At 45.5% G+C, this 17,540-nt stretch carries 15 protein-coding genes, 1 tRNA gene and 1 riboswitch; of the genes, 8 read left to right on the forward strand and 8 right to left on the reverse strand.

Annotated elements, in window-relative coordinates; genetic code table 11:
* Positions 1–12 precede the first annotated feature (12 nt).
* Positions 13–1,857, reverse strand: coding sequence for an asparagine synthase (glutamine-hydrolyzing) (asnB, locus tag MKX59_RS06725; RefSeq protein ID WP_076264932.1), 1,845 nt, complete (start codon positions 1,855–1,857; stop codon positions 13–15).
* A gap of 164 nt (positions 1,858–2,021) precedes the next feature.
* On the opposite strand from asnB, the gene MKX59_RS06730 reads away from it, so the two are divergent.
* The gene (locus MKX59_RS06730; protein WP_013311672.1) at positions 2,022–2,381 is read left to right on the forward strand and encodes a hypothetical protein; all 360 of its coding nucleotides are present in this window, start codon (positions 2,022–2,024) and stop codon (positions 2,379–2,381) included.
* Between the two features lie 319 nt (positions 2,382–2,700).
* Here the strand turns inward: MKX59_RS06730 and MKX59_RS06735 are convergent, their stop codons facing one another.
* Positions 2,701–2,994: a DUF4870 domain-containing protein gene (locus MKX59_RS06735; protein ID WP_016324668.1), complete on the reverse strand. Its 294-nt coding sequence runs from the start codon at positions 2,992–2,994 to the stop codon at positions 2,701–2,703.
* A 174-nt stretch (positions 2,995–3,168) separates the two neighbouring features.
* Here MKX59_RS06735 and MKX59_RS06740 point away from each other — a divergent pair.
* The 3 genes from MKX59_RS06740 to MKX59_RS06750 all read left to right on the forward strand — a co-directional run bounded on the left by MKX59_RS06740 (position 3,169) and on the right by MKX59_RS06750 (position 5,966).
* A tRNA-Arg gene (locus MKX59_RS06740) sits at positions 3,169–3,242 on the forward strand.
* Positions 3,243–3,659: 417 nt separating this feature from the next.
* Positions 3,660–4,730: an IS4 family transposase gene (locus MKX59_RS06745; protein WP_264454633.1), complete on the forward strand. Its 1,071-nt coding sequence runs from the start codon at positions 3,660–3,662 to the stop codon at positions 4,728–4,730.
* 333 nt (positions 4,731–5,063) lie between these two features.
* Entirely contained in the window at positions 5,064–5,966 is a 903-nt protein-coding gene (locus tag MKX59_RS06750) for a PhzF family isomerase (RefSeq protein WP_068941727.1), read from the forward strand.
* A gap of 161 nt (positions 5,967–6,127) precedes the next feature.
* Here MKX59_RS06750 and MKX59_RS06755 read toward each other — a convergent pair whose 3' ends face one another.
* A complete protein-coding gene (locus MKX59_RS06755) occupies positions 6,128–7,471 on the reverse strand; it encodes a 6-phospho-beta-glucosidase (protein WP_076160797.1) in 1,344 nt (447 codons plus the stop codon).
* 186 nt (positions 7,472–7,657) lie between these two features.
* Between MKX59_RS06755 and MKX59_RS06760 the strand changes: the two genes are divergently transcribed.
* The 3 genes from MKX59_RS06760 to MKX59_RS06770 all read left to right on the forward strand — a co-directional run bounded on the left by MKX59_RS06760 (position 7,658) and on the right by MKX59_RS06770 (position 10,769).
* Entirely contained in the window at positions 7,658–8,632 is a 975-nt protein-coding gene (locus MKX59_RS06760) for a LacI family DNA-binding transcriptional regulator (protein WP_075154663.1), read from the forward strand.
* 158 nt (positions 8,633–8,790) lie between these two features.
* Positions 8,791–10,209 carry a helix-turn-helix domain-containing protein gene (locus MKX59_RS06765; RefSeq protein WP_076160801.1) on the forward strand — a complete coding sequence of 473 codons (1,419 nt, stop codon included), beginning with the start codon at positions 8,791–8,793 and terminating at the stop codon, positions 10,207–10,209.
* A gap of 392 nt (positions 10,210–10,601) precedes the next feature.
* Positions 10,602–10,769, forward strand: a complete 168-nt coding sequence (locus MKX59_RS06770; RefSeq protein ID WP_071558335.1) for an aspartyl-phosphate phosphatase Spo0E family protein — start codon at positions 10,602–10,604, stop codon at positions 10,767–10,769.
* Here MKX59_RS06770 and thiE read toward each other — a convergent pair.
* From thiE to MKX59_RS06795, 5 genes are all read right to left on the reverse strand, one after another.
* Complete coding sequence (gene thiE, locus MKX59_RS06775; protein ID WP_340858992.1) at positions 10,714–11,427, reverse strand: thiamine phosphate synthase; 714 nt, start codon at positions 11,425–11,427, stop codon at positions 10,714–10,716. The genes MKX59_RS06770 and thiE overlap by 56 nt on opposite strands.
* On the reverse strand, positions 11,424–12,254 hold the full coding sequence (gene thiD, locus MKX59_RS06780; RefSeq protein ID WP_076264934.1) for a bifunctional hydroxymethylpyrimidine kinase/phosphomethylpyrimidine kinase: 831 nt from the start codon (positions 12,252–12,254) through the stop codon (positions 11,424–11,426). The genes thiE and thiD overlap by 4 nt, the downstream gene beginning before the upstream one ends.
* Complete coding sequence (gene thiM, locus MKX59_RS06785) at positions 12,251–13,093, reverse strand: hydroxyethylthiazole kinase (protein WP_179085460.1); 843 nt, start codon at positions 13,091–13,093, stop codon at positions 12,251–12,253. Before thiM ends, thiD begins: the two co-directional genes overlap by 4 nt.
* Before the next feature lie 74 nt (positions 13,094–13,167).
* Positions 13,168–13,857, reverse strand: a complete 690-nt coding sequence (gene tenA / locus MKX59_RS06790) for a thiaminase II (protein WP_071558338.1) — start codon at positions 13,855–13,857, stop codon at positions 13,168–13,170.
* A gap of 136 nt (positions 13,858–13,993) precedes the next feature.
* Positions 13,994–14,096: riboswitch (TPP riboswitch) on the reverse strand.
* Between the two features lie 92 nt (positions 14,097–14,188).
* Complete coding sequence (locus MKX59_RS06795; protein ID WP_340857849.1) at positions 14,189–15,910, reverse strand: NAD-dependent malic enzyme; 1,722 nt, start codon at positions 15,908–15,910, stop codon at positions 14,189–14,191.
* A gap of 505 nt (positions 15,911–16,415) precedes the next feature.
* Here MKX59_RS06795 and MKX59_RS06800 point away from each other — a divergent pair.
* Positions 16,416–17,537: a glycosyltransferase gene (locus tag MKX59_RS06800; protein ID WP_028541542.1), complete on the forward strand. Its 1,122-nt coding sequence runs from the start codon at positions 16,416–16,418 to the stop codon at positions 17,535–17,537.
* The last annotated feature ends 3 nt before the right edge of the window (positions 17,538–17,540 follow it).

A 17,540-nucleotide genomic window follows, 5' to 3' on the forward strand; every position in this document is an offset into this window, starting at 1 on the left:
ATTCAGTGTAGCTTATCGAATAGCTACCTTGTAAGTGCGCAACCAGTTATCCACTTGAGCCAAGTAGGCAAACAACTGGGGACCCGACATCAGCTGACCAAACCAAGGCAGATTGGTGGATGCCTCCGGTGAGGCGGCAATATCGCGTACCTTTTGCGCATCGATCAGCTTGAGCAGTGGGGAAGAGGAATCATCCAGCAGCTGCAACGCCTGCTTTTTCACAGCCTCAAGATAGGAAGGGTTATGCGTTTTGGGATATGGGCTTTTTTTGCGATACAGCACATCATCCGGCAATACGCCCTCTAGCGCCTTGCGCAAAATACCTTTTTCACGTCCGCCTGTCATCTTGATACTCCACGGAATGTTCCATACATATTGTACCAGTCGATGATCGCAATATGGCACCCGCACTTCGAGTCCCGCTCCCATACTCATCCGATCCTTACGATCCAGTAGAGTAGGCATAAAGCGGGTGATGTTCAAATAGGACATGACGCGCATTTGCGCAGCTTTACCTGTTTCCCCCGGTAGCTTCGGCACTTCTCCTACCGCTTCTGAGTAGCGATCGTTCAAATACTCCAGCGGCTTGATCCAGTCCCGTACCTCGGGAGACAACAGACTGGCTCTCATATCGGGTGCAACTGCCCACGGAAATGTGCCCGAATTCAGCATATCCTCCCGGTGGAACCATGGATATCCGCCAAAAACTTCATCCGCAGCCTCGCCGGAAATAGCGACCGTAGCTCCTTTTTTAATCTCCCGGCAAAAGAGATACAGCGACGAATCCACGTCCGCCATGCCGGGTAAATCCCGCGTTAGTGTGGAGTTGTTCAGAGCTGCTACGACTTCTGGCGTATCGAATTCAATCCAGTGATGATTTGTCCCTAATTCATCCACCATCCGCTGAATCCAGGGGGCATCGGCTCCGGGTTGAAACGCATGGGCTTTAAAATGCTTGTCGTTATCCACATAATCCACCGAATACGTATGAACTTGTCCTTGCCCGGTACGGTTGTAATAATCGACAGCTAATGCGGATAGAGCGCTTGAATCCAGCCCGCCAGACAATAAGGTGCACACTGGAACATCCGAAATGAGCTGCCGCTCCACCGTATCCAGCAACAGTTCTCGTACCTTGAGCGCCGTTTCTTCGGTGTTATCCTCATGCGCAATGCTTTCCAACTTCCAGTAGGCTTGAATGCGCACGCCGTCGCGGGTGTAGGTTAGCGTATGCCCGGGACGTAGCTCCTTCATGGACGAATAGACGCCGTGTCCGGGGGTACGTGCAGGCCCAATGATAAAAATTTCGGCCAATCCCTCGGCGTCCACTGCTGCTTCTACTGCTGGATGCTGAAGCAGTGCTTTGGGTTCTGAGCCAAATACGAATACTTCTTCGGTTTGGCTATAAAATAACGGCTTCACTCCCAGCCGATCCCGTGCCAGAAATACCTGCTCCCGCTCACTATCCCAGACCGCAAACGCAAAAATGCCGTTTAACCGATCTACACATTCGGGGCCCCATTCGATATAGGATTCGAGCAGCACCTCCGTGTCGCATTGTGTACGGAAAAAATGCCCGCGCTGTTGCAGCTCTTTTTTCAGCTCAGGCGCGTTATATATTTCCCCGTTATATACAATCGTATAAGTGATATCCTCCAGCTGCCGGATCATGGGCTGAGCGCCATTTTCCGGGTCCATTACGCTCAGTCTTCGGTGTCCGAAGGCACACGGGTTGGATATCCAGGTACCCGCAGCATCCGGTCCGCGATCGGAGAGCGTTTGTGTCATATTCAGCAGCAGCTCAGATTGATGCATTAAGTCTCCGTTCCACTGTATGAAACCTGTAATTCCGCACATGTCTGTTCATCCTCTCTTTGTCGTGTTCATCCAGTGTTGGAATGAATCAAAAACTAAATCCCCAGTTCATCAGTATATATGCCGAAAAGAAGCATAAAATGTCTGTCCGTTCCGAAAACTACAGATGGGGAAACCCGTCTACTCGCAAGGAAGGAGGGGAGACCATGTACTACATCAAGGATGCCAAAATACGCCGCTTCACTGAACTTGACGGAGTGCGCTGTGCTGAGGTAGAGGTGCGGCCCGGTGCCGCAGATGACCCGGAATTGCTGGTCTATATCACGGCCAAGGATCAGACGGATGGTCAGCATGACTATGACATGGTACGGATCATCCGCAATGACGCCGATCTGGAGCTGGATTGGTACGACAATAATCTGCATTCGGCATTTGAGGAAGTGACAGACAAGGCTTTTACCGACTCTACACACATTACTGCTGGTGAGGAGCGAGAGAAGTTTAAAAAAGAATTGCTCTCCTATGGGCAGCTCAGCACAGAGTTCGCCAAGGAGTTCGGGGCATGAGGATATGGTGTGCTATGCCTCGGCTTTTGTTGATTTGGGCCCCGGCGCCATCGCCGGATCAGCGTGAAAGGAGGGGGAAATCATAGACGGCAAAGCGAAGTATAAGAAAAACAAAGGCAGCAGTTATATTCATAACAATGAGTTCGCGGAAGAAGTATTGGAGAAAAACGTAAGACATGAAGTACGGAAAAGTCCTAAACGCTTTGGGAATAAATAAGCAGCCATTGAACTAAATAGCAACAGCAACTCATCAAAAATGACCCTAAAGAAGCCTCCGTATCCCGCCAAATTTGCGGTATGCAGGAGGCTTCTTTTTGAACTAAGCCGCTTCACGCAGCGTCATAATCCCTTTGTAGATGTTATAAACAAAAACCCCGAGATAGACCACTACGAATAGAAGTACAAACCCGATCACTGAACCTGCATGATTCGCCGTAATAATAAAATACACTAGCGGAATTGCCGCAATAATGGGAAAAATATGCGATAAAATAGCCTTTTTTGCATGTCCCTGAACATATTCGTCCCGTACTGCAATCCACACAATGACAGGCACTAGAAAAGGTGCGAAGAAAATGCTGAAATAACAAAGTGACGACAAAAGACCTCTCACGGATTAACCCCTCCTTTATGCATGGTTCTTTGTACATAATACCCCGTTAGCGTCCAAATGATTCCTTTTGCAGCCAGCTTCCCTGTATCATAAAAAAATGCTTTTGACAGTTGGCCGAATTGTGATATAATAATCAATGCGCTGAATACATAAGGTTTTATTGATCACCATCTTGTCCCAGTAGCTCAGCTGGATAGAGCAACGGCCTTCTAAGCCGTCGGTCGGGGGTTCGAATCCCTCCTGGGACGTCGAAGCGTTCAGATATGTAAAGTTTGAACGAAATTAAAAATGCTTCAAATCCTTGATATATAAGGGTTTGGGGCGTTTTTTCTTTTATTGGGGTTACGATAGAAAACGTTAGAAAAAGGTGTGATTAATACACCTGTTTACTCAAATTATACACACGATTTTTACACGCTATATAAACGTTCAAAAATGTCTGTTGTTTGTTTTGAATCCTGTTCACGTAGCTCTTTCATAAGGTGGGCATATGTAGAGGTAGTGATATCTAATGAGGCGTGACCAAGCCGCTCCGAAACATACAGTAAACTAATACCTTTATATAGTAGCACGCCTGTTGAATAACCACAAAATGGTAGAAAAAAGATCGTCTTTTCTATAGAATCGTTGGTACCATCCAAACGAATCCGAAAGAAGACGATCTCATGAAAAATTCTATCACGATTACATCTATCCTTCAATCCATGCTGACTCCTGAAGAAGTTCAAGGGGTTGTGAAGTTAATAGGTTATGAAGACAAAGCCCGCAAGTTTACGGTGTACCATTTACTCCAATACTGGTGCATGGCTGCGTTGGAACAATGGGGTAGCTATCGATCCAGCGTAGATTATGCGGCTCTCTGTGGCTTGCCCGTCGTCCACTACTCACGCTTTTCAACCAAAGCCGCCGAAGTCTCGTTTTCCGTATTTAAGGAACTTTTCCATCTACTTGTTTACAAATGTAACCGGGAAGCACGTCGGAAACTGACTTTCCCAAAAGAATTATTACTCATAGATTCAACCACGATGACGGTGGGAAAAACGCGTTTGCCTTGGGCTCCTTATCACGGGGAGCGTGCAGGTATTAAACTTCAAGTCGCTTTACGAGCAGAAAATGGGCAACCCCTTCAGGTGGTCGAAACGCTGGGCTCCAAGCATGATGGCCCCATGAGTGAAGCGTTGGCTCAACCGGACTACATTTTGGTGATGGACCGTGCTTATGGGAAACTGGAGCGTCTGGATCACTTCAAAACCCATGGACAATCGTTTGTCATTCGGCTTCGCGACAACGTCCATTTGGAAAAGCCTCATGCGCTACGTCGCCTTATGAAGCCAGATTCATCCGTCATTCGGGATATCACTTGCCAGTTGGGAACCCCTCAGTGTCGTTCCAGACAACGTCATCGTGTGGTGATGTTTCGGGATTTTGAAGGTCGGGAAATTCGGGTGGTTACCGATTTAATGCAGGTGACCGCAGAACAAATCGCACAGATCTATAAGGCTCGATGGCAGATTGAAGTCTTCTTTCGTTGGATCAAGCAACATTTGAATATTCCAACGCTGTTTGGTACGACTGAAAATGCGGTCTATGGGCAATTATTCTGTGCTCTAATCGTCTATGTCCTGCTCAATTGGCTATTTGTTGCTGCTCAGACTTCATGGCCCCAACATGCCGTTCTTTCCTTTGCGCGATTTTCTCGTCTATTTCTTCTTCAAAACTACCTGTTGAATGGCTGATTCAGATTCAGCGCGTTCTTCTTCAGTGCACCTCTTGTTTCATGAATTGAGTTACTTATTTTGGTTATTCAACAGGCGTGGCAGAATCTAAAAGTATCTATAATCATAAAAGATTTATTTCACTTTTAGATAAGGATTGAGAAGACCATTTCAGCTAACTGCGGCTTTAGTTTAATCACAATCTTCCATAAAAGAGCGCGATTCTATAATAAGGATCAGTTCGTTTTTATTAAAGGGCCATATTATATCTTTTAATTTAAGTGAAACTGCCTAAAAAGTATGTTAATATCAGATTTAACAGACAGACAAACTAGTATTTATAGAGGCGAAATTATGAAAAAATATAGAATATATCAAGTAGACTCATTTACAAAAAATAGATTTCATGGTAACCCTGCTGGGGTTGTTCCAAATGCAAATGGACTTACAGATGAGCAGATGCAGAGAATTGCAAGAGAATTAAATAATTCGGAAACTGCATTTATTTTTGAAACAGATTCTTCAAATTATGATGTTGAAGTAAGATTTTTTACTCCAACAACAGAGGTTCCAATTTGTGGTCATGCAACAGTAGCAGCGCATTATATTTATTCAATTGAGAGAAAAGCTGAAACTGGAAGAATTATTCAAAAAACAAAAGCAGGTATATTGCCTGTTGATGTTATAAAGTATGAAGATGACTATTCTATTGTAATGACACAGGGAGAACCTTCTGTATCAGAGCCTTTAAATGATGAAATAAGAAGTCAGATTGCAAATGCGTTAGGTATTTCTTGTAAAGATATTTGCATGGAATATCCAGTTGCAATATCTTCAACAGGTCATTCTAAGGTAATGGTTCCGATTTACTCCAATGAAATACTACATAGTTTGAAACCTGATTTGCAGAAGCTTACAGAAATTAGCAAGCATATTGGATGTAATGGATATTATGTTTTTACATTAAATCCACAAGAGGATATATTGGTTCACGGAAGAATGTTTGCTCCTGCAATTGGAATAGCTGAAGACCCGGTGACAGGAAATGCAAACGGACCGCTTGGAGCCTATTTGGTACACTATAACATTTTGCAAAATGAGAATGAGCAGTCTTTTGATTTTGATATTTTACAAGGTGAGGCAATCAAAAGAGAGGGAACAATGCATGTTCATGTGAAAAAGGAACAGGGAAAACCCGTATTAGTTCAAATTACGGGGAAAGCGGTTATTGCTTTTTCAACGGAGATCATACTTTAAAAAGTCTAACAAATTTATCAATAAGCTTAATGACGGATTGTCAAGCCAAGTACAAACCCAATAACACCAACGTCCCAGCAAGTACTCCTGGGACGTTTAGCAAAAAGCTTCCTACATGTAGGAAGCTTTTTTGTGTTCCAGCAGGATGATTGCTGCTAGCTTTATACCGTCGCCTTCTCCTTATGAGCAAAGAATTGAGGTAGATGCTCTTTGTGTGCTTCTAGCAATTCATCCAGTACGGTTTGAGCAATGTCCCCGCTTGGTACGAGCGGATTCAGGGTGAAGGCTTGCAGTGCGGTTGCATAGTCACCGGTGACCGCCGCTTCAATCGTCAGCTCTTCCATTGCCTTCATTACTTGCAGCAAGCCCCGCTGTGCAGGTGGGAATTTGCCAAAGTTGACAGGTTCGGCGCCATGGGCGCGAATGACACTGGTCACTTCGATGGCGCTATCATAAGGAACATCATCAATCGCACCATTGTTACGTGTACTAACCACCATCAATGTGCCTTTGTTGTTATAAATGGAATTAATGATCTCACAGGCTGCATCGCTGTAATGCGCACCGCCGCGTTTGGATAGTTCCTCTGGTTTGTAATCCAGATTCGGATCTTTATACAATTCAAACAGACTTTCTTCCAGACGTTTGACCACTTGACCCCGAGTTCCTTCGTTTTTGGCTTCCTCTAATTCTTCCTTGAGCATGTTATCCGTCATATAGTAATACCGATGGTAAGGACAAGGCAGCATTTTCAATTGACGAACTTGATCATACAGGAAGCGCATGTTTCTAATATTTTCAACGACCTTCTCCGGTTTTGCGCCAGGAGCGTACAGTCCTTCAATGACTTGCTCTGTTAATTCGGCCCCTGTTTTGTCATAAACTTTGTGCCAATGAAGGTGGTTAATCCCTGCAAATTTAAAGAACAGCTCTTCTTCCGGTTTGTCCAGCACAGCTGATGCACTCTTGATCGCGCCGATTGGAACATTACATAATCCGATGACTTTATCCCACTGACCATAACGAAGCACAGCTTCGGTGACCATACCCGCAGGGTTGGTAAAATTAATCAACCATGCATTCGGACACAGTTCTTTCATATCTTCGACGATATTGAGGATAACGGGTATGGTGCGAAACGCTTTGAACATTCCGCCGGCACCATTGGTCTCCTGACCGATCATGCCATGTTTTAACGGAATACTTTCATCCTTAATCCGGGCTTCCAGCAAGCCTACCCGAAATTGGGTCGTTACAAAATCGGCGTCCTTCAACGCTTCCCGACGATCCAGTGTCAAATGTACCTCACAATCAATGCCTGCGGCCTTCACCATCCGTTTGGCCATGGCACCTACAATCTCCAGTTTTTCACGTCCTGCCTCAATGTCTACCAGCCACAATTCCCGAATGGGAAGCTCTGCATAACGTTTGATGAAGCCTTCTACTAATTCTGGTGTATAACTGGAACCTCCGCCAATGGTTGCAATCTTTATGCCTTTTTTCATGGTTAGTGCCTCCTAAGTATGTTTTTTTAACCGCTTTCTTAAGCACAAATTCACTGTAATCCCTGTAATGCATTACAGGTCAAGCGCTTTTAAAAAACTTATTTTGGGAAGGTGACAATTATAGGGCGGGCACTACGAACATGCTAAACACGAACATGCTAAAATAGGAAGAACGAGGTGAGAAAAATGGCGAATATTCATGAAATTGCAAAGCTGGCAGGTGTATCCTCGGCTACGGTGTCCCGTGTCATTAACAACCATCCGTATGTAAGTGAACCGACAAGACAGCGTGTGCAGGAGGTCATAGACCGACTGGATTATGTTCCTAATCTAAATGCGGTATCTTTAAAAAAAGGCATGACCAAGCTCATAGGGATTATTTCACTTTCTTTTAATGATTCATTGGGTTTATTTGTGCGTGGATTTACAATGTATGCTCAGGAGCATGGCTTTAATATAGCGCTGTTTATTACGAATGGGGAGAAGGGGCGAGAACTTGAAGCGCTGGAAATGTTGCGGAGAAAGCAACTGGACGCCTTGGTCTGTATGATTCGTGTTAATGAGTGGAGTGTGATTGAGCATTATACAAAATATGGTCCGATTGTGACCTGGCAGCGTGTAAACATTGAGGCAATCCCGTCTGTATTTATGGATCAGTATCAGGGCTATACGCTGGCGTTGGAACATTTGTACGCCCGAGGATATCGGAAAATTGTGAATGTGTACGGCAACATGCGGGGGTTGAACACAAAAGAACGCATTCGAGCTTATCATGACTTTTGCGAAAAATATGATTTGGATGCTGAGGCCTTCCCGCATTTTTATGATTTAAATTCAATAGAAGCTGGTGAACAAATAGCTCATTGGTGGGCAGAACGAGAACAAACAGATAGACCAGATGCCTTTGCCTGTTCTACTGATTATTTGGCAGCAGGTCTTTTGACTGAAGCACGGAGACTCGGTGTTTCTGTACCAAGGGATTTTGCAGTAGTAGGCTTTGATAACACCGAAATATCGCATTTGCTTGATTTAACAACGATTCATTACCCGATAGACAAGCAAGCGGAGAATGCGTTTATTATGATTTGCAATGCCCTTGAAGGGCTGGATGAAACGATACATCATCTGGAATTCAAATTAGTAGAGCGAGCGACCACCTGATTCCAAAAGGGACTTCTTGTTAGTGGTTATTAATTACCATATTCAAGTTTATATAGTAGGAATAATGGAAGAAAAATGTTGACACATGTTAATAATTGGTGAATAATTTGAGGTGAAAGTATAAAATTTGGATTTTTTGTATGAAGGGTGGTTGTGACTTGGGACATACACCTACGATTTTGGCGAAGTTAGAGGATTATTTAGGGGAAAATAATTTGACGCTGGCACAATTTGCCGAACATTCAGGTGTTCATCAAAGAACACTTAATAATTGGATTGCCAAGCATCGTCCTGTTGCGATACATCAGCTAGATCGAATCACTTGGGCTATGGGACTACCAGAGGGTTTTTTTTACGAACTATACATAGATAACTACATCATTGAGCGCTCCCCGGATTGGAGGCGAATTGAGCCGTTGTTGTTTCGCTGTGCGGAACTGGACAAGTTGGATGCTATCCAGCTTGTAGTGGGACATATTATGGACAATCTTCTATATTCCCCAAAGTTATTTGATGCAGCAGAAAAATTATTCGCACAAGGTCAACACAATGCTGCATTGTTGCTCTACGAAGGGATTGCGGAAGGCGAGAAGTACCAGCACTCTGAACGCTTGGCTATCTGTCAGTATCGTCTGTTTACCATTCAGGTGGGGAACAATCAGATCCGAAATCTCAAGGCGGCTACACGATTTGAACCCTTTGTCGAACGTCTGAATGAAATAGATCAACTTGATGCGTTAAAAGATTTGGCGAATGTGTATCGTTCTCTGCGTGAATGGGACAAGCTCGATGCAACTGCTCGAAAAATGAGAGCCAAAGCGGAGATCCAATATTCTTTGAAACATCAACAGAAAAAGCGAGAGTGGGAGGAGTCTGAACAGAGGCTGAGTCGCCCGATGTTTGTGTACATTACCTATGCTGATTTACTGTGTGCGAGTGTCTGTGAAGCGCAAGGCGATTATCAGCAAGCATTACAATTTACGTACGCCTACACTGATTTAGATTGGGTGATCGAGACAGACCAGGAAACCCAACACTGGGTCAACTTGTTCAAGCATTGGGCAGAAGGTAATACTTTTGTAAATAGACTCCTATCTGGAGATACCAATGTGCTTCCTCATTATGTTGAATATATTGCATCCACATCAATCACTACCGAGAATGAAAAGCTATCCAAGTTGCTGAACGTTATGATTGCTGCTAACCGATATGCAATAGATATCAATGATATCCTTTCACGTTTTGAAGTGGAGATTAATTCTTTTGCTCTGCTATCACAATCTACTGATATGTACACCCAACAAGTGATGCCGGATTATTTTGCATGGTTTGGTTACGAACTGGCTTATTACTATTTAAGACGGGGAATGTACAATGATGGCTTTAAACACTTAATATATGCATTGGTAAAAGCCCATATACTAAATAATGAGACTTATTTCATAAACTGTACAGGACTTTTTGCACATTTCCAAGCACATGCGCTTCCCGAAACAAGGGAAGAGTATTTCAAACTATTAGAAAAGGTGTGGTTAGACAATGTTGAAAAAAATGATTCTGCTGGTCATCGCAGCTAGCTTCTTGTTTATTTTAGCAATGCCTGTTCAGTCGCATAACCAAAATCAAAGAATAACGCCTCACGTACAAATTGGAGGTGCTTAAACGGCTAGAAACAAAGACAATTCTCACCGACTAGTTCAAGTTTGGGGAGTTCAGCGACTATTAGAGATCAAACCAAATAAGGTTAATCTCTAGGTCAGAATTGGCATGTATGCTCTATATTCATTGGATTTCTTTATGAAAAGGGCCTCTGTTCCACTTAATTAGTGGAAACGGAGGCTCTTTTAACGTGGATTTAGGGGCATCTTTGTTTATGCAAACTTTTGGGATGTTCTTTTTTTGTTAGGCGCATCATTCGAAAATCCAAAAAACGTCTTTTTGTCATAAAATATGACATATAGGAGGGATCATGCTGATGAACCAAGGTGTGACTTTACTTTGTGTCGAACGAGCTAGGAAGAAACTGTACCAGGTCCAGAAAAAGTATGGATTTTTAACACATCCCAAAGTAATAGAACAATCTAAAAAGCTGGATGATCTGTTGAATCATTATCAAACATGTAGATCGGATCATTGAGAAATGATACCATATTTTTCTTTAATTCCTTGACCGCACCTCTAACCTGTTCTGACTGTGTCACGGCTGAAATCACCGCCACACCATCTGCACCTGCACGTGCGACTTCCTCAACACGGTCCACTGTAATACCTCCGATCCCAACAATCGGCACATCAATTCCCGCTTTACGCATCTCATATAAAATTGCCGGTCCCTGTACGGCATGGGCATCATCTTTCGAGATGGTGGGATAGATGGGTCCGACGCCGAGATAATCAGCACCTTGCAGGATGGCTCGACGTGCTTCCTCAATGGTATGGGCAGAGACGCCTAGAATTCGATTTCCGATTCGCTCGCGGACGGATTCGGCGGATTCATCGTCCTGACCGATGTGAACACCGTCGGCGTCGAGTTCAAGAGCCAGCTCCACATCGTCATTGATGATGAAGGGGACACCAGCGTGACGGCACAGTTCCTGTAGCTGGCACGCAAGTTCGAACATAGGAACGCCCGTTAACGCGCCAAGACCCTTTTCTCGGAACTGGACCATGGTTGCGCCGCCAGCCAGAGCCTCTTGCACGACCCAGCCTGGTTCCGCGAGGCAATTCACGCTTCCAAGCACCAGGTACATCTGTAGCTGGCGGCGCACCACCTCTGACAACATTCTGCCGTTCATAGCAGCATCTCCTGACGACGGCGGAAGGCCCAATGATTGGTGGGTCCATGTCCTTGTCCAAGCTGCAAAGGTTCCTCAATCGCTGCCTGGATGAAGGCTTTGCCATTCGAGATAGCCTCCGGTACAGACATCCCTTTCCCTAATTCCGCGGTAATCGCTGCTGAGAAGGTGCATCCTGTTCCGTGTGTATGAACAGTCCGTACTCGCTTGCCGCTCAGCTCTGTAAAGGCGGTTCCGTCAAAGAGTAGGTCCACAATCTGTTCGCTGCTCTCGCTCTCGTCAGCGTGGCCACCCTTGATCACAACGAATTTTGATCCCATACTGCTAATATGTCTCGCAGCCTCGCGGCGATCCTCCATCGTATGGATACTGATCCCTGTCAGGGCTTCTGCCTCCGGGATATTCGGTGTAACGACCAGGGCCAAGGGTAGCAGGTCGTCCTTCAAAGCCTGCACCGCTTCCAGTTGCAGCAGTTCAGCGCCTCCCTTGGCAATCATCACGGGATCGACGACGACCTTTTTCCAGCCGAACTTTCGAATCTGCTTGCTCACAAGACGGATGATGCCCGCATTAAACAGCATGCCAGTCTTCAGGGCATCCACTCCAAGGTCTAATCCTACAGCTTCGATCTGTTCCGCTGTTGCTTCCTGTGGCAGCGGATATACGCCGTGGACCCCTAAAGTATTCTGTACGGTAATGGCCGTAATAGCCGACATGCCGTAAACGCCAAGCTCCTGAAAGGTTTTGAGATCGGCTTGAATCCCGGCCCCGCCGCCACTGTCCGAACCGGCAATCGTCAGTGCTCTGGGTACACGAACGTCTGTCATCGCGCACCACCTGCTGTGGTTGTTCCGGCTTCACGGACAGTGACATGCCCCTCTAGCGAACCTGTATGTAGTTTGGCGAGCTCGTCGAGAAAGGCAATCTGGAAGCTGCCGGGCCCCAGCTCTGCGGTACGTGCTGCGGCTCGGGAAGCTGCTGCACCGTAAAATGCCAAGCCTGCTGTACCTGCGAGCAGCAGGTTGGGTTCAACAGCTGCAAAGGCACCTAACACAGAGGTCAGCAGGCAGCCTGCTCCGGTTACCTTCGTGAGCAGCGCGTCTCCACCGCTAATCATTCGTACTTCGGCCCCATCGGTGATGACGTCCTCTTTTCCAGTAATGACAACCATTGTATTGAGCGTTCGAGCAGCCCGAATTGCCAGATCGACATTTCCGCTGTCAGCACTGTCACCAGCATCTACGCCTTTAATCTCACGCGCTTCTCCAACAAGATGCGCGACTTCGGCTGCATTGCCCCGCACCAATGAGATTTTGACTTTTCTCAGGATTCGCAGTGCCGACTCAGTTCTAAAGCTCGTTGCTCCCGCACCGACCGGATCTAGCAGGACCGGAACACCGTGTGCATTCGCCGATTGTCCAGCAATGATCATGGCATCCACCAGTTCGCGGTTCAGCGTACCGATGTTTAACACGACGGCTCCCGCTATTTTTGCCATGTCTGCTACTTCCTCGGGTGCATAGGCCATCACCGGGGAGGCGCCCAATGCATACAGGCCGTTGGCCGTAAAGTTAGTGACTACCACATTGGTCATATTGTGAACGAGGGGTTTGCTGTTTTGTACCTTCGTCAGGAGATCCGAATAACTTTTTTCCCATGTACTCATAATGATTATCCTCTCTATAGTTGGTGGTTCAACAGGGCATTAACTGTACTTCACGCATCGAATTGCCAAGCTGACTATTCCAAGACCGCTGCCTGTATCTGGACCGGCCATTCTTCCTGCTTATAGGCCATGTCCCAGAACTTATATTCCAGCTGGCAGCTCAGTATAAAATGCTCAATCATCCGCTCTCGCTCAGCAGCCGTTGCGCCTTCCGCCCAAGCATCTACACGTTCTCGGAACTTGAGTGTTGTATCATCAAGCTGGTCTCCATAGAAGCCCATCCATTCATAGAACGGATGAGACTCATCCGGCTTTACTTCATCCAGCAGCCTGCGACCAATCTCGGCATACGTCCACATACATGGCAGCAGCACAGCCAAGATCTCGCCCAGGCTGCCCTCATGCGCAACCGTCAGCATGTGACGGATATAGTGATGAGCCGACGGAGCGAGCGGATATCCCTGCAACTCTTCATAGCTCACCCCTGCGACAGCACAGAAATTTTGATGCGGATGAACCTCGCTGTGGAGAATAAAAGAGATTTGTTCATTAAATACAGCCATGTCCTCCCGATTCGTGCATTTGGAGATTGCGATGCCGTATATCCGCATGTAGGCGTTCAAATATTCAAAGTCCTGTTTTACATAGTGAATCAGCTGTCCCCTTGTCAAACTTCCTTCAGCAATACCTCTCACAAAGGGATGCTCAAAAATCGCTTGAAAAATGCCGTCCGCCTGCCGACGGAGTTCTTGTGTAAAACTCAATTTCCCCACCTCCATTAAATTGAAGAGCAAGAAGTCCTGTAAGAATATAATTCCGGAACAACGCTAAAAAGCCGCCCCGGAAAAATGGAGCGGCTTCAACAATAGGCCCAATACGCAAAAAACGCTTGAAACCTTATATACGAAGGCTCCACTTTCCTACGCTAGTACGAACTAGATCAGGTTCAAAGGGTCCAAGATACATTCTTGTCTCAGCCATATTGGCTCCCCTAGTGGACTTCTATTCTTTTGACTATTACTGTACATACGTTCATACGCTATGTCAAACATAGTGTGCAAAATATTAAATTTCCTCTAGTTAGGTGTTTTGGGCTTAGTGAGGATGATGAATTACACTTTCCACTGCTTTGACCTTGGCATATTCCGGTTTCCACATTGCATCTTGTATAGCTTGTTCCACATCTGAAATGTGCGCCTGAGCTACCTGATCCTGTATCGCGGCTTTTGCAACCGCAATCGCAACAGCGTACGAAACTTCGCGTAATTTTCGGATATGAGGGAGTAGCGCACCGCCAGGCGTATTCGAATCTACACCATTGGCAACAGCAACTGCTGCCGCTGTAAACATCGCAGGGGTAATCCTTTTGGCTTTAACCACAATCGCACCCAGACCCAGTCCCGGAAAAACAAAGGCATTGTTCGCCTGCCCAATCTCAAATTTCGTACCGTTATAGGTGACGGGCTCAAAAGGACTTCCGGTTGCGATCAGTGCTCTGCCATCTGTCCACCGGATCAAATCCTCGGGTACTGCTTCTGCAAGGTTTGTAGGATTGGACATGGGCATAATGATCGGGCGTTCTACATGTTTCGCCATCTCCTTGATGATCTCTTCAGAAAAGGCACCTGCTACACCGGAAGTTCCAATCAATATCGTAGGCTTCACCTGACGGATGACCTCTAGCAGTGGTATTTTGCCGTCACCCGACCGGGTCCATGAGCTGACTTCATCCTTTTTGCGCACATACGGTTTCTGATATTCCAATACGTCTTCCATATCTTCCATTAACAGCCCGCGATAATCAAAGGCCCAAAAGGACTTGAAGGAATCTTCTGCGGAAAGGCCGTCCTCGATCATAGCACCCCGAATTTGATCAGCATTACCGATTCCTGCTGCCCCTGGGCCGAAAACAAGTATTTTTTGTTCACGCAGCGGAGTCTTGGTGACACCCACCGCCGAAAGAATCGCAGCCAAGGTCACCGCTCCTGTACCTTGTATATCATCGTTGAAGGTGAGTATGCTTTGACCGTATTTTCCTATAATATGGCGTGCATTTACGCTGCCCACGTCTTCCCAATGTAAAAGCGTCTTTGGGAATTGCGCTAACGTTTTGCTGATAAAAGTATCAATAAACTGGTTATAGGCTTCTCCGCGAACCCGTTTATGGCGGTTTCCGATGTACAGTGGATCATTCAGCAGCTTTTCATTATTTGTACCTACATCTAGTACAATTGGCAGCACCCGCCCGGGATGAATGCCTGCCGCAGCCGTATACACTGCAAGCTTGCCGATAGCAATGTTAATCCCCCCGACGCCCCAGTCACCAATCCCTAAAATACTTTCGGAATCTGTCACGACGATCAGATCCACATCATGGCCGCTCAAACCAGAATTATGGAATGCTTGTCCAATACCGTTCGGGTTATCTATCGACAAATATATGCCTCCAGGACGGTTGTACTCGTGACTATATTCTTGAATCGCGGTTCCTACGGTCGGCGTGTAGACTACGGGCAGCATTTCACTCAAATGATCGGTTAGCAGCCGGTAGTAGAGTACGACATTTCGGTTGTGAAGGTCGTTGAGAGAAGCATTTTTTCGCAGCATGGTGGGTTGTGCCAGAAACTGCTGATATGCCCGTACGCTCTGTTTCTCCAATGAAAGGACGGTTGGAGGAAGGATTCCTTCCAAACCCAGCTCCTTGCGTTCTTCTTCTGTAAAAGCGACACCTTTGTTCAAAAGGGGATTTGCCAACACATCCTTTCCCCGTAAAGGAGTAGATAATGACCCATCGCGATTGACATAAAATGCTTCCATAGAAAGACCTTCCTTCTCTTCATTTACATATGGTAAGGATTTCACAAAATTCGATTTCAGTTGCTCCGAAGTGCAAGATATAGACGAACTAAACCATTTAGATCTATATCTTGTTCATTGAAAGTCGCTTATCGGATTTTTGCAAAATCCTCAAGATGACATGTTGTCCATAGTATGGACGTGCAAATCTGTTTTATTCTTCTATTTATCTATGACAAAATAACCATATATTCTTCCTTCTGTTGATCTAAAAGAACTAATTTTCGATATGGATGCACTAACTTATTCTGATGGTTTTGGTTCTAATGAATCAGGTCTAAATACTCTGTTTTTATCAAATATGAAAATCAGTTTTTCTTCTCTTATATCCTTATATATCATGGAGTGTCAGCTATTTTGTTAAGGAAATATGAAGTATTTGGACATTAATTTAACTCCTATAAGCAAACATTCTTAATTCTTTTTCAACAAAATAGAACTATTCGGAGGAAAAGGAGAGGTTTGTGTGCAGGGACCTATAGCCATTTTTAGCGATAACGACAGGGCTATTGATTATCCCAATGTGATTTGTTTTTACCAATATATACAGTGCGAGGACACGGAGGCAGCTTCAGTCTACGAGAACGCATGTTGTTGCCTGATTGATTATAGGGAGCCGGGGCAGGCGGTGCGGAAAGCCAATCAGATCCGTAGCCAATTTCCGCAAATGCCATTGTTACTGGTGACGGATGTAACAATTCCGTTCAGTGATCAGCATATGGTGCAAATCACCGGAGTAGGCCGTTTGCGGCTGCTATTTTGGCAAGCCAATGACACCGAAGAAATGCTTTCGGAAATACAAAGCTTGCTCTATCCCGAGTATTCGACCAAAAGCCAACATATTGCATTTATCTTGTCTGTATATAACGAAGAGCAACGTTTTGTTCATGTCAAAACCTTTGCTGAACGACTGCAAGCCTTTATCCGCAGCCATATTATTGAAGGTTCGATTTATCTCATTGATGATGGCAGCCACGATGGTACCAATGCCTTGATTAAAGCGCTGGAGGCAGCAACGGACTTGTCCGTAAACAGGATTAATCAGAATCTTAGCCCGCTGCTTCAAACAAGGGAATTGGGACGCAATACACGTAAGGCAGGGACGTATCTGGAAGGGATGCGGACCATAGGTGCGGATTACTACGTATTTGTGGATGCGGACGACTCCTTTTTTATTGAGGATATTGCCAGAATGATTAATGTTGTTCAGCAGGGCTATTATGATGTCGTGATCGGAACCAAGGATATGACCGCCGAGAATCGATCTTTATTGCGATCTGTTGTCAGCTTTGGTAAGCGGGTCATTTCCCGTCCTTTTTTACCAACAGGTGTGGTAGATTCGCAGACTGGGCTTAAAGTGATGAGTTCGGTTGCAGTGAAACGGATGTTTCCGCATTTAAAGGAACAGCTCGGACTGGCGCTGGATCTAGAAATGATGTTTATTGCCAAGCGACTCCAGCTTCGTGTGCTGCAATTACCCGTCAAATGTATTGACCGCGATGGCTCGCACATCCATGTCTGGAAGGATTCTATTCGTTTTTTACGCTCTATCATTGATATTTGGCGACTGGATCGGCGGGTGAGATAACAA

Origin of the sequence: Paenibacillus sp. FSL R7-0340, assembly GCF_038002205.1 — a bacterium.
Taxonomy (GTDB): Bacteria; Bacillota; Bacilli; order Paenibacillales; family Paenibacillaceae; genus Paenibacillus; species Paenibacillus polymyxa_B.

Bases quoted from the DNA above. Each gene is read 5' to 3' on its own strand.
- thiM (WP_179085460.1), bottom strand. From the start codon at position 13,093: ATGAGTACATGGGAAAAAAGTTATTCGGATCTCCTGACGAAGGTACAA.
- MKX59_RS06795 (WP_340857849.1), bottom strand. From the start codon at position 15,910: ATGGAAGCATTTTATGTCAATCGCGATGGGTCATTATCTACTCCTTTA.
- MKX59_RS06760 (WP_075154663.1), top strand. From the start codon at position 7,658: ATGGCGAATATTCATGAAATTGCAAAGCTGGCAGGTGTATCCTCGGCT.
- thiD (WP_076264934.1), bottom strand. From the start codon at position 12,254: ATGACAGACGTTCGTGTACCCAGAGCACTGACGATTGCCGGTTCGGAC.
- MKX59_RS06730 (WP_013311672.1), top strand. From the start codon at position 2,022: ATGTACTACATCAAGGATGCCAAAATACGCCGCTTCACTGAACTTGAC.
- MKX59_RS06770 (WP_071558335.1), top strand. From the start codon at position 10,602: ATGCTGATGAACCAAGGTGTGACTTTACTTTGTGTCGAACGAGCTAGG.
- MKX59_RS06750 (WP_068941727.1), top strand. From the start codon at position 5,064: ATGAAAAAATATAGAATATATCAAGTAGACTCATTTACAAAAAATAGA.
- asnB (WP_076264932.1), bottom strand. From the start codon at position 1,857: ATGTGCGGAATTACAGGTTTCATACAGTGGAACGGAGACTTAATGCAT.
- MKX59_RS06755 (WP_076160797.1), bottom strand. From the start codon at position 7,471: ATGAAAAAAGGCATAAAGATTGCAACCATTGGCGGAGGTTCCAGTTAT.
- thiE (WP_340858992.1), bottom strand. From the start codon at position 11,427: ATGAACGGCAGAATGTTGTCAGAGGTGGTGCGCCGCCAGCTACAGATG.
- MKX59_RS06745 (WP_264454633.1), top strand. From the start codon at position 3,660: ATGAAAAATTCTATCACGATTACATCTATCCTTCAATCCATGCTGACT.